The organism is Vreelandella lionensis (genome assembly GCF_002087295.1).
In the GTDB taxonomy this organism is placed as follows: Bacteria; Pseudomonadota; Gammaproteobacteria; order Pseudomonadales; family Halomonadaceae; genus Vreelandella; species Vreelandella lionensis.
In genome coordinates, this window is the sequence record NZ_MWVI01000097.1 from 1 (window position 1) to 22,927 (window position 22,927).

The following is a 22,927-nucleotide window of genomic DNA, read 5'->3' on the forward strand; positions in this document are numbered from 1 at the left end:
ATCCCCGCGCCTGCGGGGATGAACCGTTGGGGTTGAGGATCTCCAGGGCGGCAGTGGCCCGATCCCCGCGCCTGCGGGGATGAACCAGCTCCGATCCCCGCGCCTGCGGGGATGAACCGCATTAGAGCCAAACGCCACCGGCACCGATTGACCGATCCCTGCGCCGGCGGGGATGAACCGCACGCGGCGTTAAAGCGCACCGCCGGTCTGGCCGATCCCTGCGCCTGCGGGGATGAACCGATTCGGCTTGAGATTAAAGAGTGGTTCGACGACCGATCCCTGCGCCTGCGGGGATGAACCGGTTCGGCTTGAGATTAAAGAGTGGTTCGACGACCGATCCCTGCGAACTGAAATGTTGAACCCGCGTTGGTATCAGCCGATCCCTGCGCCTGCGGTGATGGACCGGTCAGCCGCTCGCTGATTCTGTAAGCCCGGTTACCGATCCCTGCGCCTGCGGGGATGAACCGCGCTGCGTGTTTTACAGCTATGAATCCCCGATCCCTGCGCCTGCGGGGATGAACCGCTTCGGCTTGAGATTAAAGAGTGGTTCGACGACCGATCCCTGCGCCTGCGGGGATGAACCGGTTCGGCTTGAGATTAAAGAGTGGTTCGACGACCGATCCCTGCGCCTGCGGGGATGAACCGATTCGGCTTGAGATTAAAGAGTGGTTCGACGACCGATCCCTGCGCGCTGTTGGCAACGGCTGGGCACTTAAGCGCCGATCCCTGCGCCTGCGGGGATGAACCGGGCCGATTGAAATAACGCAGGCCAACCGATCCCCGCGCCTGCGGGGATGAACCAGCTCCGATCCCCGCGCCTGCGGGGATGAACCGAAGTCGGGCACTTGGGCGGCATCGTTCGCAGGCCGATCCCAGCGCCTGCGGGGATGAACCGCCCGTCCATACTCGTCAGCTCACCGTTCCTTACCCGATCCCCGCGCCTGCGGGGATGAACCATTTTTCTTAACATTGCGGACGGTAGCCGGATCCCCGCGCCTGCGGGGATGAACCAGCTCCGATCCCCGCGCCTGCGGGGATGAACCGCATGGGTGCTACTGTTTCGCAGTAAGGCGTATCCGATCCCCGCGCCTGCGGGGATGAACGCATACAAGAAATTTGATTTTAAAAGCTCCGATCCCCGCGCCTGCGGGGATGAAATCATCGTTTTTGCTAAAGCGCCGCATCCGGTCCCCGCGCCTGCGGGGATGAACCCCCGCCCCATTTCGTCAGTAGGCAACACTATCCGATCCCCGCGCCTGCGGGGATGAACGCGGCAGGCCGACGAGTACGCAGCAGCGCCGATCCCCGCGCCTGCGGGGATGAACCGGATGGGACGACAAGCGCGGCTGCTGGAAAGACCAGTTTGCGGCGATAGTGGCCCCGGATGGCCCGATCCCCGCGCCTGCGGGGATGAACCAGCTCCGATCCCCGCGCCTGCGGGGATGAACCGACATATGATCTTTATGGTTCTACTATAACGGGGCCGATCCCCGCGCCTGCGGGGGTGAACCGACGCTTTACCACGTCAGCGATATTGCCGGTATCCGCTCCCCGCACGAGCGGGGATGAACCGTCGAGTACTCATTGAGGTTGGTGTGTTCCCTACATTAGTGGGGATGAACCGTTTTCGCGGTACATGCGGGCTTCTGCTTTTGTCCGTTCCCCGCGCTAGCGGGGAAGATATTTAATTGGTGCGGATGGGGAGACTCGATCTCCCACACTCTAACGAATAGATATTGATGAGCTGTAAAAATAAAGGCTGTCATGCTAGTTGCTTGGTTGAGGCATCGCTGTACGGTGCGTGGGCCGCGCATCAGAAATTCCGCAACTACTCCTTCTCCTCATCCTCTTCCCAGCGTTCAATGGCGCGTTTGTCGTCGGGGAGTCGCACCATATCGGCCAACGTTGAGATTTTGGTGTGACTGAAAACGGTGGCCGCGTTGGTCGAGAATGGCGGCCACGCTGCCAATGCTCACGGCATCTTCTTCGCGGTAGGCTTCTACTTTGACCCGCACGATGCGGCCTTGGTAACGGGCGGAAAGCACGGCACCTGGGTAGGGGGGCGTGTGTTCGGGGTCGTCCTTGAAGAAGGCTGCTACGCTGGCGCTGCCGGGCTCGTCCCATTCAATGTGCTTGTGCATGGTGAGTGTCCTTACTGTGGGTGAATAAAAATAAGAAGGCTCGTTAAGTGTAGTGTGCGTTGGCAGAACTCGGCCAATGTGAATAGACAGCCCTAAGCTGGGCGCTTAACAGACCTATTCAGAGGAATAGGGGAGAGGCCGCGATGCAACCGTACCGTGCGCTGTTTGAGCAGTCGGTAACACCGCTGTTTGTTGTTGATCGTTCGGCATGGGGTTCAATGAACGTTCACGCGAATGAGGCCTTTCGTCGAGTGGCGGGTTTGGCGGGAGACAATAGCGAAACGGCCGTGTTACGCTGCTTACGTTTGGATGCTAGCAATGTGTGGGCGGCTATTCAGACATGCGATGCCAAACGGGCTCCTTACGCGTTACCGGTTTAGCTGGGGGGAGGCTGCCCGCCATTGGCATTTGCAGCTTTCGCCCGTGGTGGAAGGTAGCTATCGGGCGGTGCATGGCACGCTGCTGCAAGGGTCGCTGCCCTTTAGTGAATCGTTGGATACGCTGCTTTCTCAGCTGCCGGGCTTTATTTATCAGCTGCATTACTCCGTAGAGGGCAAATGGCGCTACGCCTATGTGGGTAAGCGCGTGGTGGAGCTGTTTGGGGTGAGCGTGGAAGAGGCGCTGGCGGATGCGCAAACGCTGCTGAATAGCATTCACCCTGATGATCGTGAGGCGGTGTTTGAGAGTTCGTCGGAAAGCGCGCGAACGTTGATGCCTTGGCAGCAAGAGTTCCGCATATTTCACCGCAGCGGCAAGATGCTGTGGATAGAGGCGATAGATCGGCCGCGTCGCGAGCCGGATGGCAGCGTGCTGTGGACGGGCTACGCTAACGATATCACTCAGCGCAAGGCGCTTGAGACTGCCTTAAAGTCGAGCGAGCAGCGTTTTCGTCAGTTGGTCGAGCAGGCCAACGATATCATTTACACCTTGAGTGCCGAGGGCACGCCTTACTTATGTGTCGCCTAACTGGCCGCGTATTTTGGGGCATCCGGTGGCGGAGATATGGGGGCGCAATATCAGCCAGATTTTGCACCCGGATGATTTAGAAGCGTGCCGCCGTCATATCGCTCAGGTGTATCACACGGGCCAGCCTCAGGGGGTGATTGAGTACCGGGTGCAGCATGCTAACGGTGAGTGGCGGTGGCACTTCACTAACGGTGCGCCTCTGTTGGATGAGCAGGGGAACGTGTCGAGTTTTTTGGGGAGTTCTCACGCTATTACGCCCCTCCGGGAGATGGAGCAGAAAGTGCTGCATTTAGCCCAGCACGACTCCCTTACCGACCTACCGAACCGGGCGATCTTTTTTAGCCAACTGAGCGATGCTTTGGTCAAATCGCAACGCCAGGGGGATTCCTTGGCGTTGTTGTTTATCGATCTGGATAACTTTAAACCGGTGAATGACCGCTGGGGCCCTGCGGTGGGCGACCAGCTGCTGCGAGAAGTGGCGCAGCGTATGCGCTTGAGGTTACGTGGCACGGATATGGTGGGGCGAATTGGTGGCGATGAGTTTGTGGCTCTGCTGGGTGGCCCGGTAAGGGATGATGAGGCATTGGCGGTTGGCGAATCAGCTTTGTCAGGCGTTGGCAGAGCCGTTTGCGCTATCGGTAGGGGAGGTTGGCGTGTCGGCGAGTATAGGCGTGGCGCTGTTTCCGCTTCACGCTCAGGAGGAAGCGGCGCTGATTCACTGTGCCGACCAAGCAATGTATCAGGCGAAAGCGGAGGGTCGTCACCGGGCGGTGCTTTACTCGCCGATTGGTTCAACGGATGCGCCGACGTGCTGAAACATAAAGTTGAGCGCGGCGGGTAAGGTGGCCCGCCATACCCGCCAGGTGGGGCCCCAGGGAAAGGTCCAGCCGCACTTGGCCTGGTTGAATACGCTCCATGGCTTGGCGTAGCTGGCGGGCGTGAAATTCTGCATCGTACACATCACTGCGCCCGGCGCTAATGTACAGCGGCACGGGCGGGGTGTCGCTGTGTTCGGCGTTTGGGCGGGGTGTGACCTGAAGGCGGTAGGGCTCTAAATGCGCGGTGTAATTAAGCTGTTCCCATAGTGCGCGGTCAAACTGGCCCTGTTCATTTAAAAAGGCTGGGTGCCGGTTGGCGGAGGAGTTGCTAGGCGGTACGGGCACGTAGCTTGCTGGGCTAAGCGCGGCGGCGGCGGCAAACATATCGGGGCGTTCTAGTGCGAAGTTCACCGCGCCATAACCGCCCGCTGAAAGCCCCGCTACGCCGCGTAACGGGCGTGTGGTTCCTACGTGGTACGTGGTTTCGATATGGGGCAGCAGGTCGTTAAAGAAGGCGCTGCGGGCTGCTTCGTTGTGGCCATCTACCCACCAGCTGCGGCTGCCGGGCATAACAAACACAGCGGGCGGTAAATGCCCGGCCTCAATAAGGCGTCGGCTATTTGGGGTAGGTTGCCTCGGGTGGCCCAGTCCCGCTCGTTACCAAACGAGCCGTGCAGAAGGTAAACCACGGGGTAGGGGGTTGTCGCCGCTGTGTCATATCCATCCGGTAGATAGATGGTGTAGGGGTAGTCGTAGCCCAGCGTGGATGAAAAGAACTGCTCTCGGGAAACGTCGCCTGCTAGCGCTATGTTACTCAGCGCTAGCCAGCCAAATAAGCTACATACATATCCTGCCCAGCGTGTGCCGCGCGCTATTTTCGGTTTTTTAAGCACATAGCCTCCAGGAATTTACGAACGTTTAAGAGGTCGGACAACGCTGTAAGCCGGGATGTTCATTCACATGAGCTTAGCAGCGGTGGCTTGGCGGGAGGGGAAATGCAGAAAGTCGAGGAGATTTACTGGCTGCGTGCATACGGCTCTGTGTGGCCGTTTTTTTGTTTCACTGGTTAGATCATATTAACCAGCGGGTAGATAACGTGGCGACCGACCTGATGCGCATTCCACTGGTGCTGGGTACACCAGTGTTTCTGTTTATCTCGGTGTTTGTGTTTGCTGTCCGTTACGATAAGCAGGTGCCGCCCGGCTTTCTGCTTCAACCGCGTTAAGTACGTCATGCTGCCTTATTTGGCCTACGGGTTGATCTACTCTACCGCCGAGTGGTGGCGCTTAGCTGGAAGTGATAACGCTGTGGGCTTTTGGGAAAACGCAAAGGCCTACTTTATCTACGCGGGTTGGCATGGCTATTTTTTGATTATTGCCATGCAGTTTTATGCGGCCTACTGGGCGTTTACCCGTTGGCAGCTGTGGCGTATTCACCCCGTGCCGTGGCTGTGGGTGGCTTGTGTGGTGAGTATGGCGTATTGGGGCTTTGCCTACTGGTTTGAGATTGACCCCCCCGGCTATTTGCTGTGGGTTGCGCCGCTTGGCTGGGTGTATCTGTTTTTCTTAGCGCTGGTGCTGGTGCGCTACTACCCGTTAACGCCTTCAGCAACATTGAATGAGCGCCCTGTTTGGCTACAAACCCTTTCCCAGCCGCGCTGGCTTGCGCTGTTCGTCGGCTTGATCGTGCTGGCGACCTTTGCCCACTGGCTGGCCTTCTCTTCTAAGGAAGTGTGGGTCATTCCCTTTTTTGTGCTGTTCACACTGGCGCTTATGCGTGGCTTGAAAGGCCGCCAAGCGCCGGGGTGGGTGCGTTATATCAATGCCTACTCCTTTGGGATTTATCTGGCGCACCCGATGTTTTTTGTCATCACCGATGTGCTGGTGGGCCCTGCCACGCTGCCCGTGGTTGCGTATGGTTTGCTGCTGATATTGATAGGTAGCGTGGGGTCGGTACTGCTGAATAAAGCGGTGAATACTACTACCCTGGGGGCAATGCTTTTTGGCAAACGGCTGAAGGTATAAACGGCCGAGAAATAGCGCGGGCGAAAATCGTTATCAGGATAAAGCGGGCGTGCTTAGGAGGAGGGGGGCGGCAAGCGGGAAGAGGGGGAGTGGGTGCCGCGTCTAGTTGGCGAACCCCGCGCAAGGCCTAAGGCTTCACCGCTGATGGTTTTTAATCGCGTTGGGCAAGCGTACAGGCGCTGTAAGAAGTCCTGCAGTGCTGGCGCTTCAAGCTCGGGGTCAAACCCGCCTAAGCGCTCAAACCATGTTCGGCGAATGGCGACGTAGGGCGGCACCGCTGTGGACGCACCAAAAAAGCGCTGCAGCAGGCGTTCAGATAACCGAGGAGTGGTAGCGCTAATCAAGAGCGCGTCTAGCGCTAGGGTGTGTAGCTGTGGGTAGAGTAGGTACCACAGCTGTGCTGCCAGGGGCTGTTTATCCAGCGCAATCATCACCCATTCCGCTTGGCTCACATAGGCTGCCCGGTTGATCCGTGCGCCTAGCGTTTGCGAGGGCGTGATTAAGCAGTGCACATGGTAGCGCTGCTCAATGGACGATAGACGCTCATCTACCTGATTGCACGTCACAATAATTGGCACCACATGCTCTGCAAGGCCCGACTCTCGGATGGAACGTAGGTGTCGCGGTAGCAAGGCTCCTGTCACTGTTGCGTCAACGATAAAGCAAACCGTACTCATGTAAGCGGCTTCCTTTGTTATGAAACCTGTCTGAATGTAATTTATTGTAGGTGTTGGTTTATTTGCGTAGCAAGATAAAGTTTTCTGACGGTAGCTCGCTAGGCGCTGGGTTTTTTGAACCAACTTGGTGCACTGATACCTTTTTATGAGCTTTTATGGTGCGCCAATAAAAAAATAATGGCGCTTTTGTGCGCAACCAAAAGGCCTTTGCTACATGAAGAGGCATCTCTTCATAGGTTTTTGTATTTTAAAAACAAAGCATTATAAATTTTTGATGCCATAATGGTGCAGAGTTGGCATGCTCTGTGCTTATACATTGTAGATAGTTTTGTCACCAGCTATTAGATCGTATGCAGAAGCCTCTCGGCATGCTACAACGATAGCCGGTCTGAAATGATCGCTGGGCGTTTTGTTATCCATCGTCAGGCAAACGTTAAGCGAACAAAAAAGACAAACGCGCCACATGCAGCTGCGTGTTGAACGATTTGTTGAATAACACTTTTATCGATAGCTTACAGTTACAAGCTTTAAGCCACGCTCATACCGGAGGACACTATGTCAGCCAAGACTCTCGCGCTAATCGAAGAACATGATGTTAAGTGGGTAGATCTGCGTTTCACCGACACGCGCGGTAAAGAGCAGCACGTCACCGTACCGGCACGCGACGTGAATGAAGAGTTTTTTGAAAACGGCCAAATGTTTGACGGCTCTTCTATTGAAGGCTGGAAAGGCATTAATGAATCCGACATGATCCTGCGTCCGGAAGACGGCACCGGCTTCCTGGACCCCTTCACCGAAGACGCTACCCTGATCCTGCGTTGCGACATCATCGAGCCTGCTACCATGCAGGGCTATGATCGCGACCCGCGCTCTATCGCTAAGCGTGCAGAAGCTTACCTGCAGTCTACCGGTCTGGGCGACACCGCCTTCTTCGGCCCAGAGCCGGAATTCTTCATCTTTGACGAAGTGCACTGGAAGTCCGATATCCAGGGCTCTATGTACAAAATCACGTCTGATGAAGGCGCTTGGGCAACTGACAATAAAGTAGAAGGCGGCAACCTGGGTCACCGTCCGCGTGTGAAAGGCGGCTACTTCCCGGTTCCTCCGGTCGATAGCTTCCACGATATCCGTGGCGCGATGTGTAACACCCTGGAAGCGATTGGCCAGACCGTGGAAGTTCACCACCACGAAGTTGCCAACGCGGGTCAGAACGAAATCGGCGTTAAATTCAACACGCTGGTGAAGAAAGCTGACGAAGTTCAGGAAATGAAGTACGTGATCCACAACGTGGCGCACGCTTACGGCAAAACCGCTACCTTCATGCCGAAACCGCTGGTAGGCGACAACGGTTCTGGTATGCACGTACACCAGTCGTTCTGGAAAGATGGTCAGAACCAGTTTGCTGGCGACGAGTACGCGGGCCTGTCTGAAATGGCGCTGTACTACATCGGCGGTATCATCAAGCACGCTCGTGCCCTGAACGCCTTCACCAACGCGTCTACCAACTCGTACAAGCGTCTGGTACCGGGCTTCGAAGCACCGGTCATGCTGGCCTACAGTGCCCGTAACCGTTCAGCTTCTATCCGTATTCCTTACACCGCTAGCCCGAAAGGCAAGCGTGTAGAGACTCGCTTCCCTGATCCGACCGCTAACCCCTACCTGGCGTTTGCAGCGATGCTGATGGCGGGTATCGACGGTATCAAGAACAAGATCCACCCTGGCGATGCCATGGACAAGAACCTGTACGACCTGCCGCCGGAAGAAGGCAAATCCGTACCGACCGTTGCCAACAGCCTGGACCAAGCACTGGAAGCACTCGATGCTGACCGTGCTTTCCTGACCGAAGGCGGCGTATTTACTGAGGAAATGATCGATGCCTACATCGAGCTGAAGATGGAAGAAGTGGAGCGCATTCGCATGACCACTCACCCGATCGAGTTCGACATGTACTACTCTTGCTAAGAACGGTTGCTAAACACCGTTTTAACAAGAGTGCTAACATCCACCCTTGCGGTGTGAGTAGCCTGAAAAACCCCGCCTCGGCGGGGTTTTTGTTGGAGCAACATAAGGGTGAGAAAGTAATGATCAGTAGATGGCGTTTGCGTCAAAAAAGTGGTTTGTCCACAGGGGCTGCGCTGCTGCTGGGCCTGTGGGTAAGCGCTGCGCAGGCTCAAACGGTGTATCGCGTGGTGGATGCGCAGGGCAACGTGACGTTTACTGACAACCCAGAGCGCGGTGGTAAAGCGATCACGCTGGCCCCGCTGCCAAGCGTGCCTACCGCTGCTCGGCCTGCTTCTCCGTCTCCCCGCGCCAAGGGGAATCCTGGCCAACCGTTTATGCCCTATGACCGCTTTGCGATTGCTAACCCAGCGGCGGGGGCCTCGTTGCGAAGTAATATGACGCCGGTTGAAGTGGCGGTTTCGCCGCCGCTACGCGACGACCACCAAATTCAACTGCTCGTGAATGGCGAGCTAAGCCAATCTGCCCTGCATAGCGATGCGTTCTGGCTGGCGGGCTTGCCAGCGGGACAACAACAGCTGCAGGCCGAACTGTTGGATAGCCAAGGGCGTATTCAACACCGCACCGATCCGGTGACTATTTTTATTGCTGAATAGTGCAATGCACTACAATGGTGCATAGGAGTATCTGAATTTGTTCGGCAGTGCGCTATAACGGCTCGCTGTGCCCACACCGGCTGCCCATCAGCCGTGCATGCCGCCGTTTGTGCTTAATTGGCGCGCTTTTTGCAGTTCCTCTCTCAACGATCCCATCACGCTAGTGTTCATCACACTATTATTAGAGCGACGTTTCAGGACACGCCATGTATCAGCGCTTATTAGAACATCTCACCACCGCAGTGCTACTGCTCGACGGTGAACTCCGTGTCCGCTGGATGAACCCAGCGGCGGAAGCGCTGCTAGCGGTGAGCTTTAGCCGTGTACAGGGTATTAGCCTAGATACCTTGCTAGGCGGTGGGGAAAGTATTGATGAGGTATTGGCCAAAGCGCGGGATGCCTTTCACCCCTATACCCAGCGGGAAGCGCGTATCACGCCGCTCAATAGTGAGCCACTCACGGTGGACTATACGGTAACGCCCCTCCAGCCGATGAGCTGCTGCTGGAAGTCGAGCCGCGAGACCGCTTGATGCAGATTTCCCGCGAAGAGGCGCTCACCACCCGCCAAGAGACCATTAAGGTGCTGGCGCGGGGCTTGGCCCACGAGGTGAAAAACCCATTAGGCGGCATTCGCGGTGCGGCGCAACTGCTGGAGCGTGATTTAGACGACCCGGCGCTGCGGGAATTTACCCATATCATCGTGGAAGAAGTCGACCGCCTGCGAGATCTGGTGGACTCTATGCTGGGCCCGAACCGCATCATTAAACATGAGCCGGTCAATATCCATAAAGTGCTGGAGCGAGTGCGAGCGCTGCTGATTGCCGAGCATCCCCATGTCACCGTCAACCGTGATTACGACCCCAGCCTGCCGGATCTTTCCGGTGATGAGTCGCAAATGATTCAAGCGGTATTGAACGTGGCGCGTAACGCGGTGCAGGCCATGAGCGATGCAGAGACCCCCTCACCGGAGCTGATTCTACGCACCCGTGCCCGGCGCCAGTTCACTTTAGGCGCCGAGCGGCACCGGCTAGTGAGCGAAGTCGGCGTGATTGATAACGGCCCTGGCATTCCTGAAAGCCTACGCGAAACCCTCTTTTACCCGATGGTGTCTGGCCGCGCGGAAGGCAGCGGTTTGGGGCTATCCATTGCTCAGTCAATTTTGCACCAACATCAAGGATTGATCGAATGCGACTCACGACCTGGACATACCGAATTTCGTTTACTGATTCCATTAGTTATTAATTGCACCGGAGAAGCGTCATGACTGAGGCGACACGTACCGATGTTGCACGGGTGGTTATTGTCGATGATGACCGCGCTCCGTTGGGTGCTGGAGCGCGCACTGGCGCAGCCGGACCTAGAGGTCGAGTGTATTGAGCGTGCCGACACAGCGCTGGCACGGCTGCTGGAAAGCCCACCGGATGTGCTGGTGACCGATATTCGCATGCCGGGGATTGATGGGCTGGATTTAATGTCACGGGTTCGCGAAGCCCACCCGGACCTGCCGGTCATTGTCATGACCGCTCACTCCGATTTAGACAGCGCCGTGGCCTCTTATCAGGGGGGGGCGTTTGAGTACTTGCCCAAGCCGTTTGATGTGGATGAGGCGCTGGCGCTGGTACGCCGTGCGGTAGCCCACGCCCGTGAACGCCAGCGGCCGGTGAGCGTGCCGGAAGGCCTAAGCGCGAGATCATCGGTGAAGCGCCCGCCATGCAGGAAGTCTTTCGCGCCATTGGGCGGCTCTCCCATTCGCACATTACGGTACTGATTAACGGTGAGTCGGGCACCGGTAAAGAGCGTGTCGCCCAGGCGCTGCATCAGCACAGCCCGAGGGCGGGCAAGCCGTTTATTGCTTTGAATATGGCGGCAATTCCTCGTGACTTAATAGAGTCCGAGCTTTTTGGCCATGAGAAAGGCGCGTTTACTGGGGCGGCTGCCCAGCGCCAAGGGCGCTTCGAGCAGGCCAACGGTGGCACGCTGTTTCTGGATGAAATCGGCGATATGCCCGCCGAGACGCAAACCCGTCTGCTGCGCGTGCTGGCCGACGGCGAGTTTTACCGCGTGGGCGGGCATACCCCGGTAAAAGTTGATGTGCGGATTATCGCGGCAACCCACCAGAACCTAGAGTCGTTGGTAGATGATGGGCGCTTTCGTGAAGACTTGTTCCACCGTCTGAACGTGATTCGCGTTCATCTACCGCGCCTTGCCGCGCGCCGCGAAGATATTCCCCGGCTAACCCGGCATTTTTTGGCCGAAGCGGCGAAAGAGCTTTCCACCGATATCAAAGTGCTGACCCCTGAGGCAGAGGCGCACTTAACCCGGCTGCCGTGGCCCGGCAACGTACGTCAGCTGGAAAATATCTGCCGTTGGTTAACGGTCATGGCCTCTGGCCGGGAAATCCTGGTAGAAGACCTGCCGCCAGAGCTACGCACGGTCGGTGCGTCGGAAAGTAGCGTTCACGGTGATTGGCGTTCAGCATTTCGCGATTGGGCTGATCATGCTTTGGCAGAAGGCCATACGCACCTGCTGGAAGAGGCGGTACCCGATTTCGAGCGCATTATGATTGAAACTGCACTCAAGCATACCGGTGGTCGCAAAGGCGAGGCCGCTGAGCTGCTGGGCTGGGGGCGTAATACGCTTACCCGTAAACTAAAAACGCTGCTGCCTGCGTTGGCGGATGACGCCTAGGGCATCGGCTCGGCGGAAATGGGGGCAGGGAGTACAAACACGGCATCAGCCAGTGTTGGCTCGGGGAGGTCGCACTCAGCCTGTTCCCAGGGCAGCAGGCTGAAAGTGTGTTGAATCCCCAGCCCTTCTAGCTGATGCCCCACACCATGGCGGCAGCTTCCGTAGGCGTGCGTGGTTAAGGTGCCTGTGAGCAGCGCAGCCAAACCCAAACCGGTGCGCACCGCGTTAGCCCTCTTGAGCCTTAAGGCGGTTGATGTCGGCAAGAATCTCTTCTGTCAGTGTGGCGTTGGCGCGCATATCGCCGTTGCGGGAAGCTTCCATCGCCGCTTGCAGCTTGCGTTCGTACGCTTGTTGAAGCTTCTTTTTTGGGTCGCGCTTAAATAGTCCAAACATGTGCACTATCCTTTTGGTGTATATTATTTGCATAGGTTTTGGGTGCTTATGTCGACTGCTGTACGCGTTTTTCGTTTTCCGGTGCGTTGCTGAGGCTAAACCGGTGGGCGGGCGTCCGCACACTGGGCTAAGAAGCGTGTAAAGTCGTCCAGGATAGTGTCCAGGCTACTATGCAGGCGATGATCGTCATCAATCATTCGCAGTGACAAGCGCTGTAGGCGGGCACGCTCAATCACTGGGCCTGGGGGTACCACATCATCGCGCCAGCCATGAATGATATGCGTATGCTGGGCTTGAATCGTCGGTGAGGTCTCTGGGTACTCAGGCAGGCCAAGCGCGGGGGCGAGTAAAAAACAGCCCAACACCGGTGTTTGCGTACTGGCGGCAGCGCTGAGCCAGCCCCTAAGCTTGAGCCTGCTAATACACAGCGGGCGGGGTCATCACCACGAGCCAGCAGAGTAGCGGTAAGGTGTTTCAATCGCTCGGCTGGCTCGTCCATGCCCCGGTAATCCATGACGACCGGCTCACAGTCATCAAGCTGTTCAGCAATACCCTTGAGCGCCTGCATTTTCAGTGCCCCTGGGCCACTCTCCAAGCCATGTGAAAGGTAGACGGTCATCATCATGGTTTAATCCGCCGAACGCTGAATGGCTTCACCACCCTGCTCAATATCCTGGCCCATACCGCGAACTGTGTTACAGCCGCTAATGGTGAGTAGTGTGGCCAGTAAGAGTATGCCAAGCGCAATGGTGCGTTTCATTGGGTCTTTCCTCTCTACTAAATAATGCCCCGCTGGGGCGTCATGGTGTGATGAGTAACATAAGCGCTGTTGGTGCGGGTTGCCACCCGGTAAGTAGCCATGAGGTGGAACGTTTTACCAACGCTGCTTATCTCTCCTTAGCATAGATGTGAACCGTGCGCATTTGTCGCATGTGTCAATATTACCCATGTCATCCCTGAGTTTTCTGTCAATTTCGGTTAGGCTGGGCTTTTATTTTTTTGTTTAATTTATTGATATTAAAGATATTTTTTATTTATTGGTATGATTGGCCCAATGCCTGCAGTGTTATAAGTGTTAATACTTATAGTGTCACCATTGATGATTTAACCAATTTCACTGTTAGCAACCAAGTTCCAACCCATCAAAGCGTGAGCAGGGCTAATAGACAGTAGAGGAGGGCAGGAGGCCCAGTAAGCATCATGGACGTGAATGGACTCTTAGCCTGCTCACTCTTATCAGCATAAGGCCGTGCTGATCATCGAAGCCAAGGAGTGGCAGCGATGCAAAACAGCCATCTCGCAACTGTGAGGTGGTTTTTTTGCGTTTATTTTTCAATCATTAATACATTGATTTATATAACGTTTTTTCTCGCCTTAGGGGTGTTGCATAGTTCCTGTACAGATATGCAAAGTATTTTGGTCTATCCTTTCGGGTAAACCAAAATCAGCGGTTATAAGACGTCAACGCATCGGCCGCACACTGACAGGGACAAGCGCTATGGTGATGGTATTGATGTTCTGCATGTTCGTGCTGTTTCTAGGGTTTTCGGGGGTGGGCCTGTACATGATGTTTAAAACAATCATTTATGACGGCTACAGAGGATCGCGACGACATGCCGCCTGATATGTAAGTAATTGAATAATAAATAAAAAGCCACCTTTTTTTTGGGTGGCTTTTGCATGTTGGCATGTAGAGACTCTTACCCCATCCAATAAAGGCTCAGCAGTGCAAAGCCATAGCCCATCACCGCCACCAACCAGTACATCGCTGACATAATGCAGCCCTAGCCCCACTCGAGAAATTGCAATGAGTAGGCTGAGTGGAAGAACAATCGGCAGCAGCCAGGGGGTGTGGGCGGCCACTAATACGCTGAACATGACGGCGTGCATGGTGTGGCCACTGGGGAAACTGTAGCGATCTCGAGCGGGTTCACCGCAGTGTACGCCTCCCAGGTAAGTGATAAAGGGGCGCTCTCGGCACAGCTTGGTTTTGACCAGCTTATAAACCGTGACAGCTACCAGGGCGATCAGCGAGTACTGCATCATCCGCCACGTGCCATCAGGTTGAAGCCAGGGCTGGGCAGCAATCAGCAGTACCCACACCGGCCAGTCGCCTAACCTTACTGGCTGTTTTCAGCGTTAGCCGCCAGGGGCGGTAGAGCGAGAGATGCGTGACCCGTTGGCAAAACCGCCACTCCCACAGGTCAAGGACGATCGAATACGACAAGCGGGCGAGCTCGCATGGTGGGCCTCCTGGGCATGGTGTAGGTAGCGCAGAAACTGCTCAGCAATGCCCGACCAGCTTTGTTCTAGCGCGCGTAAACGGGCAACTCTTCCTATTCGTGCGTAATCGGCGGGGTGTTGGCACAGTGCCACGGCCGCTTCTTGAAAGCCGTGGGCGTCGTTAGGCGCTACGGTCACCCCGTTATGGCCGTTTTGGATCAGCTCCGCGCTGGCTGCATGACGATAAGCAACTACCGCCAAGCCGCTTGCCATTGCCTCCGTTACTACGTTGCCCCACGTTTCCGACAGCGAAGGAAATACAAACATATCAGCACTGGCGTAGTGGCAAGCTAGCTCATGTTTATCCACAAATCCGGTGAAATGTGCGTCAGGGAGTGCCTTCTCTAACTGTGCACGCCCTGGGCCATCACCAACGATCACCTGTGCCATATCGGGGCGCACATTGCGCATGGCTTGCAGCGTTTCTTGTAGCAGGGCCAGATTCTTCTCTGGTGCGAGTCGCCCGACATAGAGGGCGACCGGCTGGTGCTCGCTAACTCCCCACTGCTTACGCAGCTCTGCACTACGGTGAGCTGGAGAGAATTTTTCCCCATCAATCCCCCGAGCGAGCACCTGTACTTCATGGATACCCTGTTGGCGTAAAGCTGTGGCTTGCTGATGAGTGGGCACTAGTGTCAGTGCGCAGCCATTGTGAAAGTAGCGCAAATAGCGGCGAGTCGCGGCAGAGAGCCAAGAGGCGCCGTAATCATGGCAGTAATGATCGAAGTTGGTGTGCCAACCTGCCACCAGCGGAATGCTCAACTGTTGCGCTGCCTGGCGAGCTGCCCAGCCGAGCGGGCCTTGGGTGGCTAAATAAATCACATCTGGCCGGTGCTGTTGCCAAAACCGCTGCAACGTGGACGGGCGAGCAAATCCCACCTGAACATCACGATAGCCGGGCAGCGCCAGGTGGTTAACCTGTAGTTCTTGGGTGGCATAGGCGGCACTGCCGGGTGCCTTAGGCTTAGGGCGAATCACATCCATTGTGACGCCCAGCCGCTGCAGCTCACGACATATCCGGTTGAGAGTATGCGCAACGCCGTTAATTTCTGGAGACCATGTTTCGCTAACGATACAGAGCCGCATGAGCGATTCATCCCTTTATCACGTTTCTCATTATGTTGCGCGGGCACAATGACACTGCCAAGACAGGCAAGTGAACAAGCGATGACAGACAGCCATCATGCAGTAAGTGAGGCGCTGAGTGTTTTTGGCCAGTCCACGAGTCGTCAGCACCAATAACGCCAGGTAGAACGGTTCATCCCCGCAGGCGCGGGGATCGGTCGTCACTGATCGACGGTTCATCCCCGCAGGCGCGGGGATCCGGTGGGATCCAGACGAAGACCACCGAGCCACCCGCGGGTCATCCCCGCAGGCGCGGGGATCACTCGGTTCATCCCCGCAGGCGCGGGGATCGGGGCTACTATGGGGTGGTTAGTTATCGATGTGTGGCGCAATGGCTTTAAACCTAGATACGAGCAGCGGTTCATCCCCGCAGGCGCGGGTGTTGTAGATAATTGATCTACAAGAAGAAAATAGCAGATAAAAAATCCACCAGCTATTTTGCTTACTTTTAATCAGGCTAAATTATTAAAGATCAAATAAAATCAGCTAGTTAACTTGTGGTGGTAAAAAGCGCACCAGACGCAAACCATCATGGTCGATGGGTTCTCGGCGGTTTTCACCGTAAGTTTGGAACTCAAACCCTGATTCATGGTTGCTGGCCCAGGCCATGGCGACGTTGCCATCTTCAGCTAGCGCTTCGACCTGTTCCCAAATCATTTCGCGAATGCGCCTGCTAACAACACCCACGTAAACACCAGCTCTGATCTCTAAAAGCCACACTGCTAACCTGCCACGTAGGCGTGGGGGCACGGCTTCTGTAACCACTACGAGCATCGCCATTTATCCGCTCCTATGCCCTGCATCGCCGACCGAAGGTGGTTCTGGTATCGCAGGCGGCACTGCGTCGGGTGCTGGCGGTGGCGGCTGAATATCACCAGCGGCAAGCACATCTTCGATCATGGGGATTAAGCGCTGGAGTATGCGGGATTGCTTGAATGCATCGCGGCAAGCGATACGGACTTCTCTTTCCGGCATAGGCGGATTACGTGCAGCAACCCTAAACGCCGCAGGCACCACCGTTTCAAACTTCACGATGTCGGCAATATCGTACACAAAGCTCAACGGCTTGCCGGTGTGCAGGTATCCAATCGCTGGGGCGTAGCCTGCTGCCAAAATAGCGGCTTCGGTAATTCCGTATAAGCAGGCCGTTGCTGCGGATAGGCATTGGTTAGCAACATCCGAGGCATCCCACTGTTTTGGGTCGTAACGGCGTCCGTTCCATTTAACGCCGTACTGTTTGGCTAACAGTTGATACGTTTTACGAACTCTTGCACCTTCCATGCCGCGTAACTGCTCGATGCTGCGACGAGAAGGTGGCTCTTCACCAAAACGCAGCTCAAACATTTTGCGCACCACTTTTAGGCGCAGCTTTTCATCTAGCGCCAGCTGGGCTTGGTAGAGCAATTTGTCTGACCGTGCGCCGCCCGGTTGCCCGGCGCTATAGAGCCGTACGCCAGCATCGCCTACCCAAATCAGTAGCGTGCCTACCGTTGCCGCCAACTTAATGGCGGCATGGGAAACCCGTGTGCCCGGTTCCAGCAGCAATCAGGCTACTGAACCAACCGGAATATGCATACGCTCGCCATTTACTTCGTCAATAACGACAAAAGCACCGTCGCGCACGTCTATCTGACCCATCCCGATAAAGATCATCGACATCCGATCTTTTTCGGGAATGGGCTTTAGCGGAATAAAGCCCATGTTGTCTCCTAAGGTCGGCGCAATAGTAGCAAACCTCCACCGAATGCCTTGGCGCGCCCAATGCCGTGAGCCATGGTTTCGATCAGCTTTCCTGGATGGGTAACTTCTAGCAGGCCTTCATAGTCCACCGTCGAGAATTGAACTGGCTTTCCACTGCCTTTGTTCAATACGTGTTGGCGGTAGGCACCTAGCTCAGGCGTAACCGGTAGGCGAAAGCCCCACGTTTCAGCACGGCTTTCGAGCCATTCGCGGGCCTTACTATTCATCGCATCAACGCAGGTTGGGCTAGTACGCTGCCCCGGCGGGAATGGCTTTTTGGCGGCCATTAACACATCGGCGCGCTGGCCACGTTGCCCCGGCACATGCACTGCCATCGTGGGGTTAGCACGCAGGCGGAATGCCAGCCTATCGCCCACGTTAAGCTCTGGTGCGTAAGGTTTGCTCTCTGCGGTAAGTAAGCCTGCCACTGATACAGGTTCGCGGTCTGAAAGAACATAAAAGAGCGGTAACCCTTTTATGGCTCTACCCTCTTCGGCTTCTTCTATTTCCTGCCGGAAAAGAAACGGGCGAGGGCCTTCATACTCGGGAAATAGCTGCCACAAAAGCTGATGCGCGGTATAGGCTTCTGCATTCATCACATCAAACAGCTTTTCGCGAGACAGTCCGTTCAAGTCCACACGTACGCGGGAGAGATACATTAGCGTGCCTCCTCTGCTGCCACTGAACGGCGAACCTCTAACCGAGGGCCAAACTGCCAGCGGCGTCGATTTAGCGGCAAATCCCATACATCGTTGTACTCTGCCACTTGGCTGCCATCTAAACCGCTCGCCTCGCCTTCCCATACGTATAACGCTTCATCGGGAAAACGCAGTGCCTTTCTGTCTTCTTGACAGTTAACCGCCAGCTTAGGAAACGCCACATCCAGGGCTTCCTTAAGCGTGGCGCACTGCCGTAATTGAGGTGCAAGTGGCGCAGAGGGCGGGCAGGATTTACGCCCTAAATAAAGCGGGTAATGGGGCGTTTTTAGCGCTTGCTCAAGTTCAGAAAGCGTGAGGGTTGCTGTTGGCGTTAGCCATACGGCTACTGTCCATAGGCCATCACAGCGATAATCCCGGCTTGAGAGGAGCGTTTTCAGCACATCACGCGGCGCGTTTAGCTCTTCTTTGCGGGTGTGATAGCTCACTTTTGACTGTGCGGCGGGCATCTGCACCGTGTGGTAGTCGCGCATCAGCATACCGGGGGTGTACTGTTTTACGCCCATGGCAATGCTTTCACGCAGCTGCATTTGGCCTGTATCGTCATCACGACGAAGACCTAGGGCGGCCCCCAGCAATCCCAAAACAGCCCCTTTACCCGGATAAGTCGCCGTAGGGCGCGTCTCACCAACGGCAGCCTCCCCCCAACTGGCAAGCGGCGCATAGAGCCGAAAAATAAGATAGTCGGTCATGCCGCCCCCTTACTGGTCGGTTTTTAAGAAAGCGATCAGTTCAGCAAGATTGCCTTTCTTAACCTCACCTTTTAGCTGCGGTCCTTCATAGTCAGGCTCAGCACTGATGACGAAACGGCTATCGGCCCTGCTTCATAAGCATCATCAAACGCTTGCGCTTGGCGCTCCAGGCTCTTATTGCATCAAGCGTTTGATCCTGTCCTGTCACGGGCCGCAGGTAAGCGGTGGAAAGTGAGCGCGGCTGCTGGTTGCCCTTTTCCGCCAGCACATAGCACGCGTGGGCGCGGGAACCAAAGCTGTTTTGCTTACCTTTGGGGGAGGTTTTGACAGCGGCTTCTGCCATTGCAGCAATCGCTTGGTCAGCTAACTCACTATTACCCTGCAGATTCTCAACCAACTGCTGGCGATCGATACAGATATAGAGGTAGAACAGTCCAGCACCAAAACCCGATTCGCCAATATGCGCCGCACCCCGGTCTTGATCACCCGTATTTAAGTCATCAACAGCGGTAAAGTAATCGTCTTCCACTTCGGCAGCATGCACAGTAATCGCGTGGGCGACTTGGCAGGCGGCATCGACGTTATATTCAGGCACCGCTGCTAACATACGACCAAACAGCGCCACATCGGCGGCGGCAGGTTTGTGACGCAAGAGCCTTTAATTCATCATCGTTTGGCTCGCGCTTCTCTGCCGCCAGCGTTTCAACCAATGCGCTGATCGCTTGGCGCTCCTCCAAGCCAACGTGCACTAATTGTTCAATCTCAAACTCTTTAGCTTCGCCTTTTTCTACTTTACGCAGCTTGCCAAATACGCCCGCTATTTTTTCTGCGCTCGCCGCTGCAGTTTTTTCCTCGCCCTTTTTCTTTCAGTTCTTTATAGGCTCCAGAGCCTAAACGCTTGGTGCGCGTACCCACATGCCCCGCCAGTGCTTCTTCAAAGAGTGCAGAAGTACGCCAAGTACGCTTGAGGCTTTGCGATGAAACACGTAGGCGCTTAGCGCCACCCATCAAAGCAGTTTTGGTGCGACCTAAATCATCGCGGTTGAGGTTGGGCGGGCGGATAAGAAGTCAGCAGGTGCAGTTGAATAAAGTGGCTCATAAATAACTCCGTTCGTGATGTCTATATGAAGCTAGAAAGGTTGATCGTCAGTCGTAAAAATCAGTCGCTGCCATGGCTATAGCGAGACGTTGCAGCAAAATAGTCATTTGCCAGTACAAACCCAAGACGGTGAGTAGGCTTGGCAGATAAACGTCCACGATGCTCCTGCCACCAGAGTGAGATAACGCTCGCTAGCAGCTCGACACTGATATCTTTCTTATCTGCAAGCGCCAGCGCCCGTCGTAAGCGCTGGATAAACTCTTCAGGCGTTCGGCAGGAAAGTAGCTGTTGAAAACGCAGCTCGCTCATCAGCGGTTTCCCGGTTTGCTCTTTTTGCTGACCAAGGCGTAAGGCCAACGATGCGCCCTTCTTTTCTTCGCGTAACTCCGCTGCGATTAACGCAATGCATGCCCACACTGGTAGCTTTTCATCGCGATAATCCGTTTGTTTCGTCGCTTCCGGCAGCATCGCCCCTAGCTCACGAAAACCTTGGGTTAACATGGCGGCCTCGGCGGTATCACAACGGCGCAGTACCGCTCGTACACCACCGGGCAGTGGTGGCTGGGGGGTGAATGCTTTCTAAGCCTGTGGGGTTAACGTCAACCGCTGCCACCAGCGGCGCAGGGCGGCGGCTTCCTCCAACTTCACAGCGACGAGCGCTTTTTTCTCCGCCTCGGACAAAATATCTTCTTTTTCGATTGTTTCCGGCGTCTCCACATCACTCATCAGGCGTCTCCTGTCGTTGTTGCAGCAGAGGCCGCATTACGCTTGGCCTTCCCGTAGGGGTCAAAATCACCCTGTTGGATAAAGTTACTTACCACTTTGCTACCTTTGCTCTTGCCGCCAAGAAAGCTATGCAGCTGCCGACGGGCAGCCGTAGCACGTTCAAGATCCATGCTTTCCTGGGAACCGCTTAGGGCTAGGTCTTCGAATACACGCATGGCTTCACGCTTAAGGGCGAAGTACCAACGCTCAGCAATGTCAGGAGGGATATGCGGTGGCGGCAAGTCTTGTTGCAGCACCTGCTGAAGCGCTAGCAACACTTTAAAAAATTCAGGCTCGGTGGCATCGTAAAGCTGGTTATCAATGGCGCTCATATCGCCCTTGGCATCCGATGGCCGTGAGAACCAAGCGTTTTTAACTTGGGTACGCACCATCCAAGCGATATTGCGCGACAGCTCGGTCAGTTGTTGAACCCAGGCACGTAGCTTTTCCTGCTGGCCTTGTGGTATTTCCACTAGGGGCATTTCAATGCTATACCAGCCGCGCGGCTTCATATTGTCCATGTCGTAGCCAAACACCCATAGACGCGCTTGCCTCAGCAACGCCTGAATGTCTTCGCCATGCGCTCGCTCTTGTGTCACTAGCTTTTGTTTGTCGATGTAACTTTTCAGCGCCGCAGCCGCGATTGCGCCACTGCTTTCTTCATCGTTCAGTACAAAGCCTGACCAATGGCGATAGCCAAGCCCACCCGGCTGGCCCTTACTGGAAAGCGGCAGTTCATTGGGCTTGTTGGGGTCACGTCGGTAGGGTGTTAGCGGGTGTAGCCAAGGTCCGTCGTAGTTGGCCCCCTGTTTTTTAGCGCGAAGTTCGCGCACTACTCGCTGGTTTTTTCGTCCGCAAATATCACATGGGCATTCATCTGCTTCTTCAAATAGCAGCCGAAAGCGGCGCGGCATTGACCAGTAAGCGTGAAGGGGGTGGGTATCTTCAGGTAGCACCTCGGTGCCTTTTTTATCGCTTACCCGCGTATTGGCCATCCAGAAAAAGAGCGATGGTTCTTCGGGGTCCGGTGTTGTCCACTGCTGCCCTTTCTGGGTGGCTTCTTGCTGTGTAACGACGTTTAGCCACAGCCGCTCCCACAGGCTGGCATCGGATGACTCCGGCATCACCAGCGTTGTCAGCGGACCCCCGCCACGCAAGCCCACACGGATACCAGCGCCGCCCGCCGGGCCGTTAATCTGCATGGTGTAGAGCGCTATGGCCGCGCAGGTATCACACATACCCTCAACGCGACCACGCTTTACGAAAAAGTCAGTATTATTTTTGATGCCGTTAGCGCCAGGAGCATCAATCAATAAACCGCTGACGGTCGCGTTTTTCACATCGTCTAGCGGATCAAGGTCCTGCATAAAGCGGGGGCCATCGCCGTCCAGCTCAAAAGCGCTACTGAAAGGCGCGAATGCTTTATCCAACGCTGCAACACTGGGTGGCTCCATTAACCAATCAAGCCAGTCGTCATGGGTTTTCGGCGGCAGCGCCGTTTGTAGCAGGCCGATCAAAAACTGGTAGGCCGCCCCCTGAAAGTCTGCTCGCGGCAGGGCGAGGTTGATGACGTCGGGATCGGCTAACGCAGAGGGAGGGCGATACTCTACCTTCCCATTTCTCAATAGAAAGGGTAGCCAGGAGTCCTCAAGTAAATTCATGTACACCTCGATAGTGTCGTCTGGTGTCGGCGCTTCGTTTACACTGAAAAATATTAGGATTAGTCATGAGGCGGGGAGAGGATCAGGAAAATGGCGATTCATTACGAGCAGGATGCCTACGCCTGGGCGCTTGAACAGGCCGGGCTCCTTCGCGCTGGAAAAGTGGACAAGCTGGATTTGGAGCATCTTGCCGAGGAGATTGAGAGCATGGGGAAAAGCGAGCGACGCGCCTTGATTAGCCAGTTGGCCCGCTTGCTGATGCACCTGCTGAAGTGGGATCACCAGCCGGAACGGCGTTCGCGTAGTTGGCGGCTGACGATTCAGGATGCTCAAACCAAGGTGAATCGCCTGCTGAAAGATAACCCTAGCCTGAAGGCATCTCTGCCAGAGCTGATGAGCGAGGCTTATGACGATGCTCGCCGTGCCGCTGCGATTGAAACTGACCGAGAGCCGCAGGAATTCCCGGAGCAGTGCCTGTACAGCTTCGAAGAAGCCATGAGCTTTCAACCCAGCGAACATTGAAA

The 22,927-nt window shown here is 55.6% G+C and carries 25 protein-coding genes, 5 pseudogenes and 1 CRISPR repeat array; of the genes and pseudogenes, 10 read left to right on the top strand and 20 right to left on the bottom strand.

The window, feature by feature from the left end:
- Window positions 1–376: 376 nt before the first annotated feature.
- Window positions 377–646: direct repeats of the CRISPR family, unit length 29 nt; unit sequence CCGATCCCTGCGCCTGCGGGGATGAACCG.
- Between the two features lie 1,213 nt (window positions 647–1,859).
- On the bottom strand, window positions 1,860–2,141 hold the full coding sequence (locus tag B4967_RS15190; protein WP_340638790.1) for a hypothetical protein: 282 nt from the start codon (window positions 2,139–2,141) through the stop codon (window positions 1,860–1,862).
- A 143-nt stretch (window positions 2,142–2,284) separates the two neighbouring features.
- On the opposite strand from B4967_RS15190, the gene B4967_RS18090 reads away from it, so the two are divergent.
- From B4967_RS18090 to B4967_RS20500, 4 genes and pseudogenes are all read left to right on the top strand, one after another.
- The gene (locus B4967_RS18090; protein WP_161491530.1) at window positions 2,285–2,521 is read left to right on the top strand and encodes a PAS domain-containing protein; all 237 of its coding nucleotides are present in this window, start codon (window positions 2,285–2,287) and stop codon (window positions 2,519–2,521) included.
- Window positions 2,487–3,107 (top strand): PAS domain-containing protein, encoded by a 621-nt coding sequence (locus B4967_RS15195; RefSeq protein WP_161491531.1) that lies wholly within the window; start codon window positions 2,487–2,489, stop codon window positions 3,105–3,107. The genes B4967_RS18090 and B4967_RS15195 overlap by 35 nt, the downstream gene beginning before the upstream one ends.
- 25 nt (window positions 3,108–3,132) lie before the next feature.
- Window positions 3,133–3,624, top strand: a pseudogene (locus tag B4967_RS20495) (diguanylate cyclase domain-containing protein); the annotation flags it as partial.
- A gap of 58 nt (window positions 3,625–3,682) precedes the next feature.
- Window positions 3,683–3,922 (top strand): diguanylate cyclase domain-containing protein, encoded by a 240-nt coding sequence (locus B4967_RS20500; RefSeq protein WP_279384730.1) that lies wholly within the window; start codon window positions 3,683–3,685, stop codon window positions 3,920–3,922.
- Here the strand turns inward: B4967_RS20500 and B4967_RS15205 are convergent.
- Both B4967_RS15205 and B4967_RS21105 read right to left on the bottom strand, forming a co-directional pair.
- Window positions 3,899–4,495 carry an alpha/beta hydrolase-fold protein gene (locus B4967_RS15205; protein ID WP_340638791.1) on the bottom strand — a complete coding sequence of 199 codons (597 nt, stop codon included), beginning with the start codon at window positions 4,493–4,495 and terminating at the stop codon, window positions 3,899–3,901. The two genes, B4967_RS20500 and B4967_RS15205, sit on opposite strands and share 24 nt — an antisense overlap.
- On the bottom strand, window positions 4,468–4,818 hold the full coding sequence (locus B4967_RS21105; protein ID WP_340638792.1) for an alpha/beta hydrolase-fold protein: 351 nt from the start codon (window positions 4,816–4,818) through the stop codon (window positions 4,468–4,470). The genes B4967_RS15205 and B4967_RS21105 overlap by 28 nt, the downstream gene beginning before the upstream one ends.
- A 102-nt stretch (window positions 4,819–4,920) precedes the next feature.
- Here B4967_RS21105 and B4967_RS15210 point away from each other — a divergent pair.
- Window positions 4,921–5,949, top strand: a pseudogene (locus tag B4967_RS15210) (acyltransferase family protein).
- A gap of 53 nt (window positions 5,950–6,002) precedes the next feature.
- Here the strand turns inward: B4967_RS15210 and B4967_RS15215 are convergent.
- Window positions 6,003–6,626 (bottom strand): glycosyltransferase family A protein, encoded by a 624-nt coding sequence (locus B4967_RS15215; protein ID WP_083026159.1) that lies wholly within the window; start codon window positions 6,624–6,626, stop codon window positions 6,003–6,005.
- Between the two features lie 555 nt (window positions 6,627–7,181).
- On the opposite strand from B4967_RS15215, the gene glnA reads away from it, so the two are divergent.
- The 4 genes and pseudogenes from glnA to ntrC all read left to right on the top strand — a co-directional run bounded on the left by glnA (window position 7,182) and on the right by ntrC (window position 11,929).
- Window positions 7,182–8,588, top strand: coding sequence for a glutamate--ammonia ligase (gene glnA / locus B4967_RS15220; RefSeq protein WP_074211174.1), 1,407 nt, complete (start codon window positions 7,182–7,184; stop codon window positions 8,586–8,588).
- A gap of 119 nt (window positions 8,589–8,707) precedes the next feature.
- The gene (locus B4967_RS15225) at window positions 8,708–9,241 is read left to right on the top strand and encodes a DUF4124 domain-containing protein (protein WP_083026294.1); all 534 of its coding nucleotides are present in this window, start codon (window positions 8,708–8,710) and stop codon (window positions 9,239–9,241) included.
- A 206-nt stretch (window positions 9,242–9,447) separates the two neighbouring features.
- A pseudogene (gene glnL, locus B4967_RS15230) lies at window positions 9,448–10,505 on the top strand (nitrogen regulation protein NR(II)).
- Window positions 10,502–11,929: pseudogene (gene ntrC / locus B4967_RS15235) on the top strand (nitrogen regulation protein NR(I)). The pseudogenes glnL and ntrC overlap by 4 nt, the downstream one beginning before the upstream one ends.
- Here the strand turns inward: ntrC and B4967_RS15240 are convergent.
- The 16 genes and pseudogenes from B4967_RS15240 to casA form a co-directional block, all read right to left on the bottom strand.
- Window positions 11,926–12,150 (bottom strand): hypothetical protein, encoded by a 225-nt coding sequence (locus B4967_RS15240; RefSeq protein WP_074211171.1) that lies wholly within the window; start codon window positions 12,148–12,150, stop codon window positions 11,926–11,928. The pseudogene ntrC and the gene B4967_RS15240 sit on opposite strands and share 4 nt — an antisense overlap.
- Window positions 12,151–12,154: 4 nt before the next feature.
- Window positions 12,155–12,322, bottom strand: coding sequence for a DUF6435 family protein (locus B4967_RS17945; RefSeq protein WP_139794523.1), 168 nt, complete (start codon window positions 12,320–12,322; stop codon window positions 12,155–12,157).
- Between the two features lie 95 nt (window positions 12,323–12,417).
- Window positions 12,418–12,944 (bottom strand): annotated as a pseudogene (locus B4967_RS15245) (YqiA/YcfP family alpha/beta fold hydrolase).
- 6 nt (window positions 12,945–12,950) lie between these two features.
- Complete coding sequence (locus B4967_RS15250; RefSeq protein ID WP_044628799.1) at window positions 12,951–13,082, bottom strand: entericidin A/B family lipoprotein; 132 nt, start codon at window positions 13,080–13,082, stop codon at window positions 12,951–12,953.
- Window positions 13,083–13,915: 833 nt separating this feature from the next.
- A complete protein-coding gene (locus tag B4967_RS15255; RefSeq protein WP_243470630.1) occupies window positions 13,916–14,425 on the bottom strand; it encodes a phosphatase PAP2 family protein in 510 nt (169 codons plus the stop codon).
- A gap of 36 nt (window positions 14,426–14,461) precedes the next feature.
- Window positions 14,462–15,691, bottom strand: coding sequence for a glycosyltransferase family 4 protein (locus B4967_RS15260; protein WP_083026161.1), 1,230 nt, complete (start codon window positions 15,689–15,691; stop codon window positions 14,462–14,464).
- A 525-nt stretch (window positions 15,692–16,216) separates the two neighbouring features.
- Window positions 16,217–16,510 (bottom strand): type I-E CRISPR-associated endoribonuclease Cas2e, encoded by a 294-nt coding sequence (cas2e, locus tag B4967_RS15265; protein WP_083026163.1) that lies wholly within the window; start codon window positions 16,508–16,510, stop codon window positions 16,217–16,219.
- A complete protein-coding gene (cas1e, locus tag B4967_RS15270) occupies window positions 16,511–17,275 on the bottom strand; it encodes a type I-E CRISPR-associated endonuclease Cas1e (RefSeq protein ID WP_243470631.1) in 765 nt (254 codons plus the stop codon).
- Entirely contained in the window at window positions 17,276–17,431 is a 156-nt protein-coding gene (locus B4967_RS19790; protein ID WP_243470632.1) for a hypothetical protein, read from the bottom strand.
- 8 nt (window positions 17,432–17,439) lie between these two features.
- Window positions 17,440–18,129 (bottom strand): type I-E CRISPR-associated protein Cas6/Cse3/CasE, encoded by a 690-nt coding sequence (gene cas6e / locus B4967_RS15275; RefSeq protein WP_083026165.1) that lies wholly within the window; start codon window positions 18,127–18,129, stop codon window positions 17,440–17,442.
- Entirely contained in the window at window positions 18,129–18,878 is a 750-nt protein-coding gene (gene cas5e, locus B4967_RS15280) for a type I-E CRISPR-associated protein Cas5/CasD (protein ID WP_083026167.1), read from the bottom strand. Before cas5e ends, cas6e begins: the two co-directional genes overlap by 1 nt.
- A gap of 118 nt (window positions 18,879–18,996) precedes the next feature.
- Window positions 18,997–19,530, bottom strand: a complete 534-nt coding sequence (gene cas7e / locus B4967_RS19795) for a type I-E CRISPR-associated protein Cas7/Cse4/CasC (RefSeq protein ID WP_243470633.1) — start codon at window positions 19,528–19,530, stop codon at window positions 18,997–18,999.
- 140 nt (window positions 19,531–19,670) lie between these two features.
- Window positions 19,671–19,886: a type I-E CRISPR-associated protein Cas7/Cse4/CasC gene (locus B4967_RS19800; protein WP_243470634.1), complete on the bottom strand. Its 216-nt coding sequence runs from the start codon at window positions 19,884–19,886 to the stop codon at window positions 19,671–19,673.
- 151 nt (window positions 19,887–20,037) lie between these two features.
- Window positions 20,038–20,532, bottom strand: coding sequence for a type I-E CRISPR-associated protein Cse2/CasB (casB, locus tag B4967_RS15290; protein ID WP_279384731.1), 495 nt, complete (start codon window positions 20,530–20,532; stop codon window positions 20,038–20,040).
- 24 nt (window positions 20,533–20,556) lie between these two features.
- Window positions 20,557–20,703, bottom strand: a complete 147-nt coding sequence (locus tag B4967_RS19805; RefSeq protein WP_243470636.1) for a hypothetical protein — start codon at window positions 20,701–20,703, stop codon at window positions 20,557–20,559.
- On the bottom strand, window positions 20,703–22,403 hold the full coding sequence (gene casA / locus B4967_RS15295) for a type I-E CRISPR-associated protein Cse1/CasA (protein ID WP_083026169.1): 1,701 nt from the start codon (window positions 22,401–22,403) through the stop codon (window positions 20,703–20,705). The genes B4967_RS19805 and casA overlap by 1 nt, the downstream gene beginning before the upstream one ends.
- Before the next feature lie 90 nt (window positions 22,404–22,493).
- Here casA and B4967_RS15300 point away from each other — a divergent pair, with 90 nt between their 5' ends.
- On the top strand, window positions 22,494–22,925 hold the full coding sequence (locus B4967_RS15300; RefSeq protein ID WP_016915813.1) for a DUF29 domain-containing protein: 432 nt from the start codon (window positions 22,494–22,496) through the stop codon (window positions 22,923–22,925).
- Window positions 22,926–22,927: the final 2 nt, after the last annotated feature.

What these genes read in the sequence shown, in the direction of transcription:
- B4967_RS15250 (WP_044628799.1), bottom strand. Translation starts at nt 13,082, where the DNA reads ATGAAACGCACCATTGCGCTTGGCATACTCTTACTGGCCACACTACTC.
- B4967_RS17945 (WP_139794523.1), bottom strand. Translation starts at nt 12,322, where the DNA reads ATGTTTGGACTATTTAAGCGCGACCCAAAAAAGAAGCTTCAACAAGCG.
- cas2e (WP_083026163.1), bottom strand. Translation starts at nt 16,510, where the DNA reads ATGGCGATGCTCGTAGTGGTTACAGAAGCCGTGCCCCCACGCCTACGT.
- B4967_RS18090 (WP_161491530.1), top strand. Translation starts at nt 2,285, where the DNA reads ATGCAACCGTACCGTGCGCTGTTTGAGCAGTCGGTAACACCGCTGTTT.
- B4967_RS15260 (WP_083026161.1), bottom strand. Translation starts at nt 15,691, where the DNA reads ATGCGGCTCTGTATCGTTAGCGAAACATGGTCTCCAGAAATTAACGGC.
- B4967_RS20500 (WP_279384730.1), top strand. Translation starts at nt 3,683, where the DNA reads ATGAGGCATTGGCGGTTGGCGAATCAGCTTTGTCAGGCGTTGGCAGAG.
- cas6e (WP_083026165.1), bottom strand. Translation starts at nt 18,129, where the DNA reads ATGTATCTCTCCCGCGTACGTGTGGACTTGAACGGACTGTCTCGCGAA.
- B4967_RS15215 (WP_083026159.1), bottom strand. Translation starts at nt 6,626, where the DNA reads ATGAGTACGGTTTGCTTTATCGTTGACGCAACAGTGACAGGAGCCTTG.
- B4967_RS15190 (WP_340638790.1), bottom strand. Translation starts at nt 2,141, where the DNA reads ATGCACAAGCACATTGAATGGGACGAGCCCGGCAGCGCCAGCGTAGCA.
- B4967_RS15225 (WP_083026294.1), top strand. Translation starts at nt 8,708, where the DNA reads ATGATCAGTAGATGGCGTTTGCGTCAAAAAAGTGGTTTGTCCACAGGG.
- B4967_RS19800 (WP_243470634.1), bottom strand. Translation starts at nt 19,886, where the DNA reads ATGGGTGGCGCTAAGCGCCTACGTGTTTCATCGCAAAGCCTCAAGCGT.
- B4967_RS15205 (WP_340638791.1), bottom strand. Translation starts at nt 4,495, where the DNA reads ATGCCCGGCAGCCGCAGCTGGTGGGTAGATGGCCACAACGAAGCAGCC.
- glnA (WP_074211174.1), top strand. Translation starts at nt 7,182, where the DNA reads ATGTCAGCCAAGACTCTCGCGCTAATCGAAGAACATGATGTTAAGTGG.
- B4967_RS15195 (WP_161491531.1), top strand. Translation starts at nt 2,487, where the DNA reads ATGCCAAACGGGCTCCTTACGCGTTACCGGTTTAGCTGGGGGGAGGCT.
- cas5e (WP_083026167.1), bottom strand. Translation starts at nt 18,878, where the DNA reads ATGACCGACTATCTTATTTTTCGGCTCTATGCGCCGCTTGCCAGTTGG.
- B4967_RS19790 (WP_243470632.1), bottom strand. Translation starts at nt 17,431, where the DNA reads ATGGGCTTTATTCCGCTAAAGCCCATTCCCGAAAAAGATCGGATGTCG.
- B4967_RS15300 (WP_016915813.1), top strand. Translation starts at nt 22,494, where the DNA reads ATGGCGATTCATTACGAGCAGGATGCCTACGCCTGGGCGCTTGAACAG.
- casA (WP_083026169.1), bottom strand. Translation starts at nt 22,403, where the DNA reads ATGAATTTACTTGAGGACTCCTGGCTACCCTTTCTATTGAGAAATGGG.
- B4967_RS19805 (WP_243470636.1), bottom strand. Translation starts at nt 20,703, where the DNA reads ATGAGTGATGTGGAGACGCCGGAAACAATCGAAAAAGAAGATATTTTG.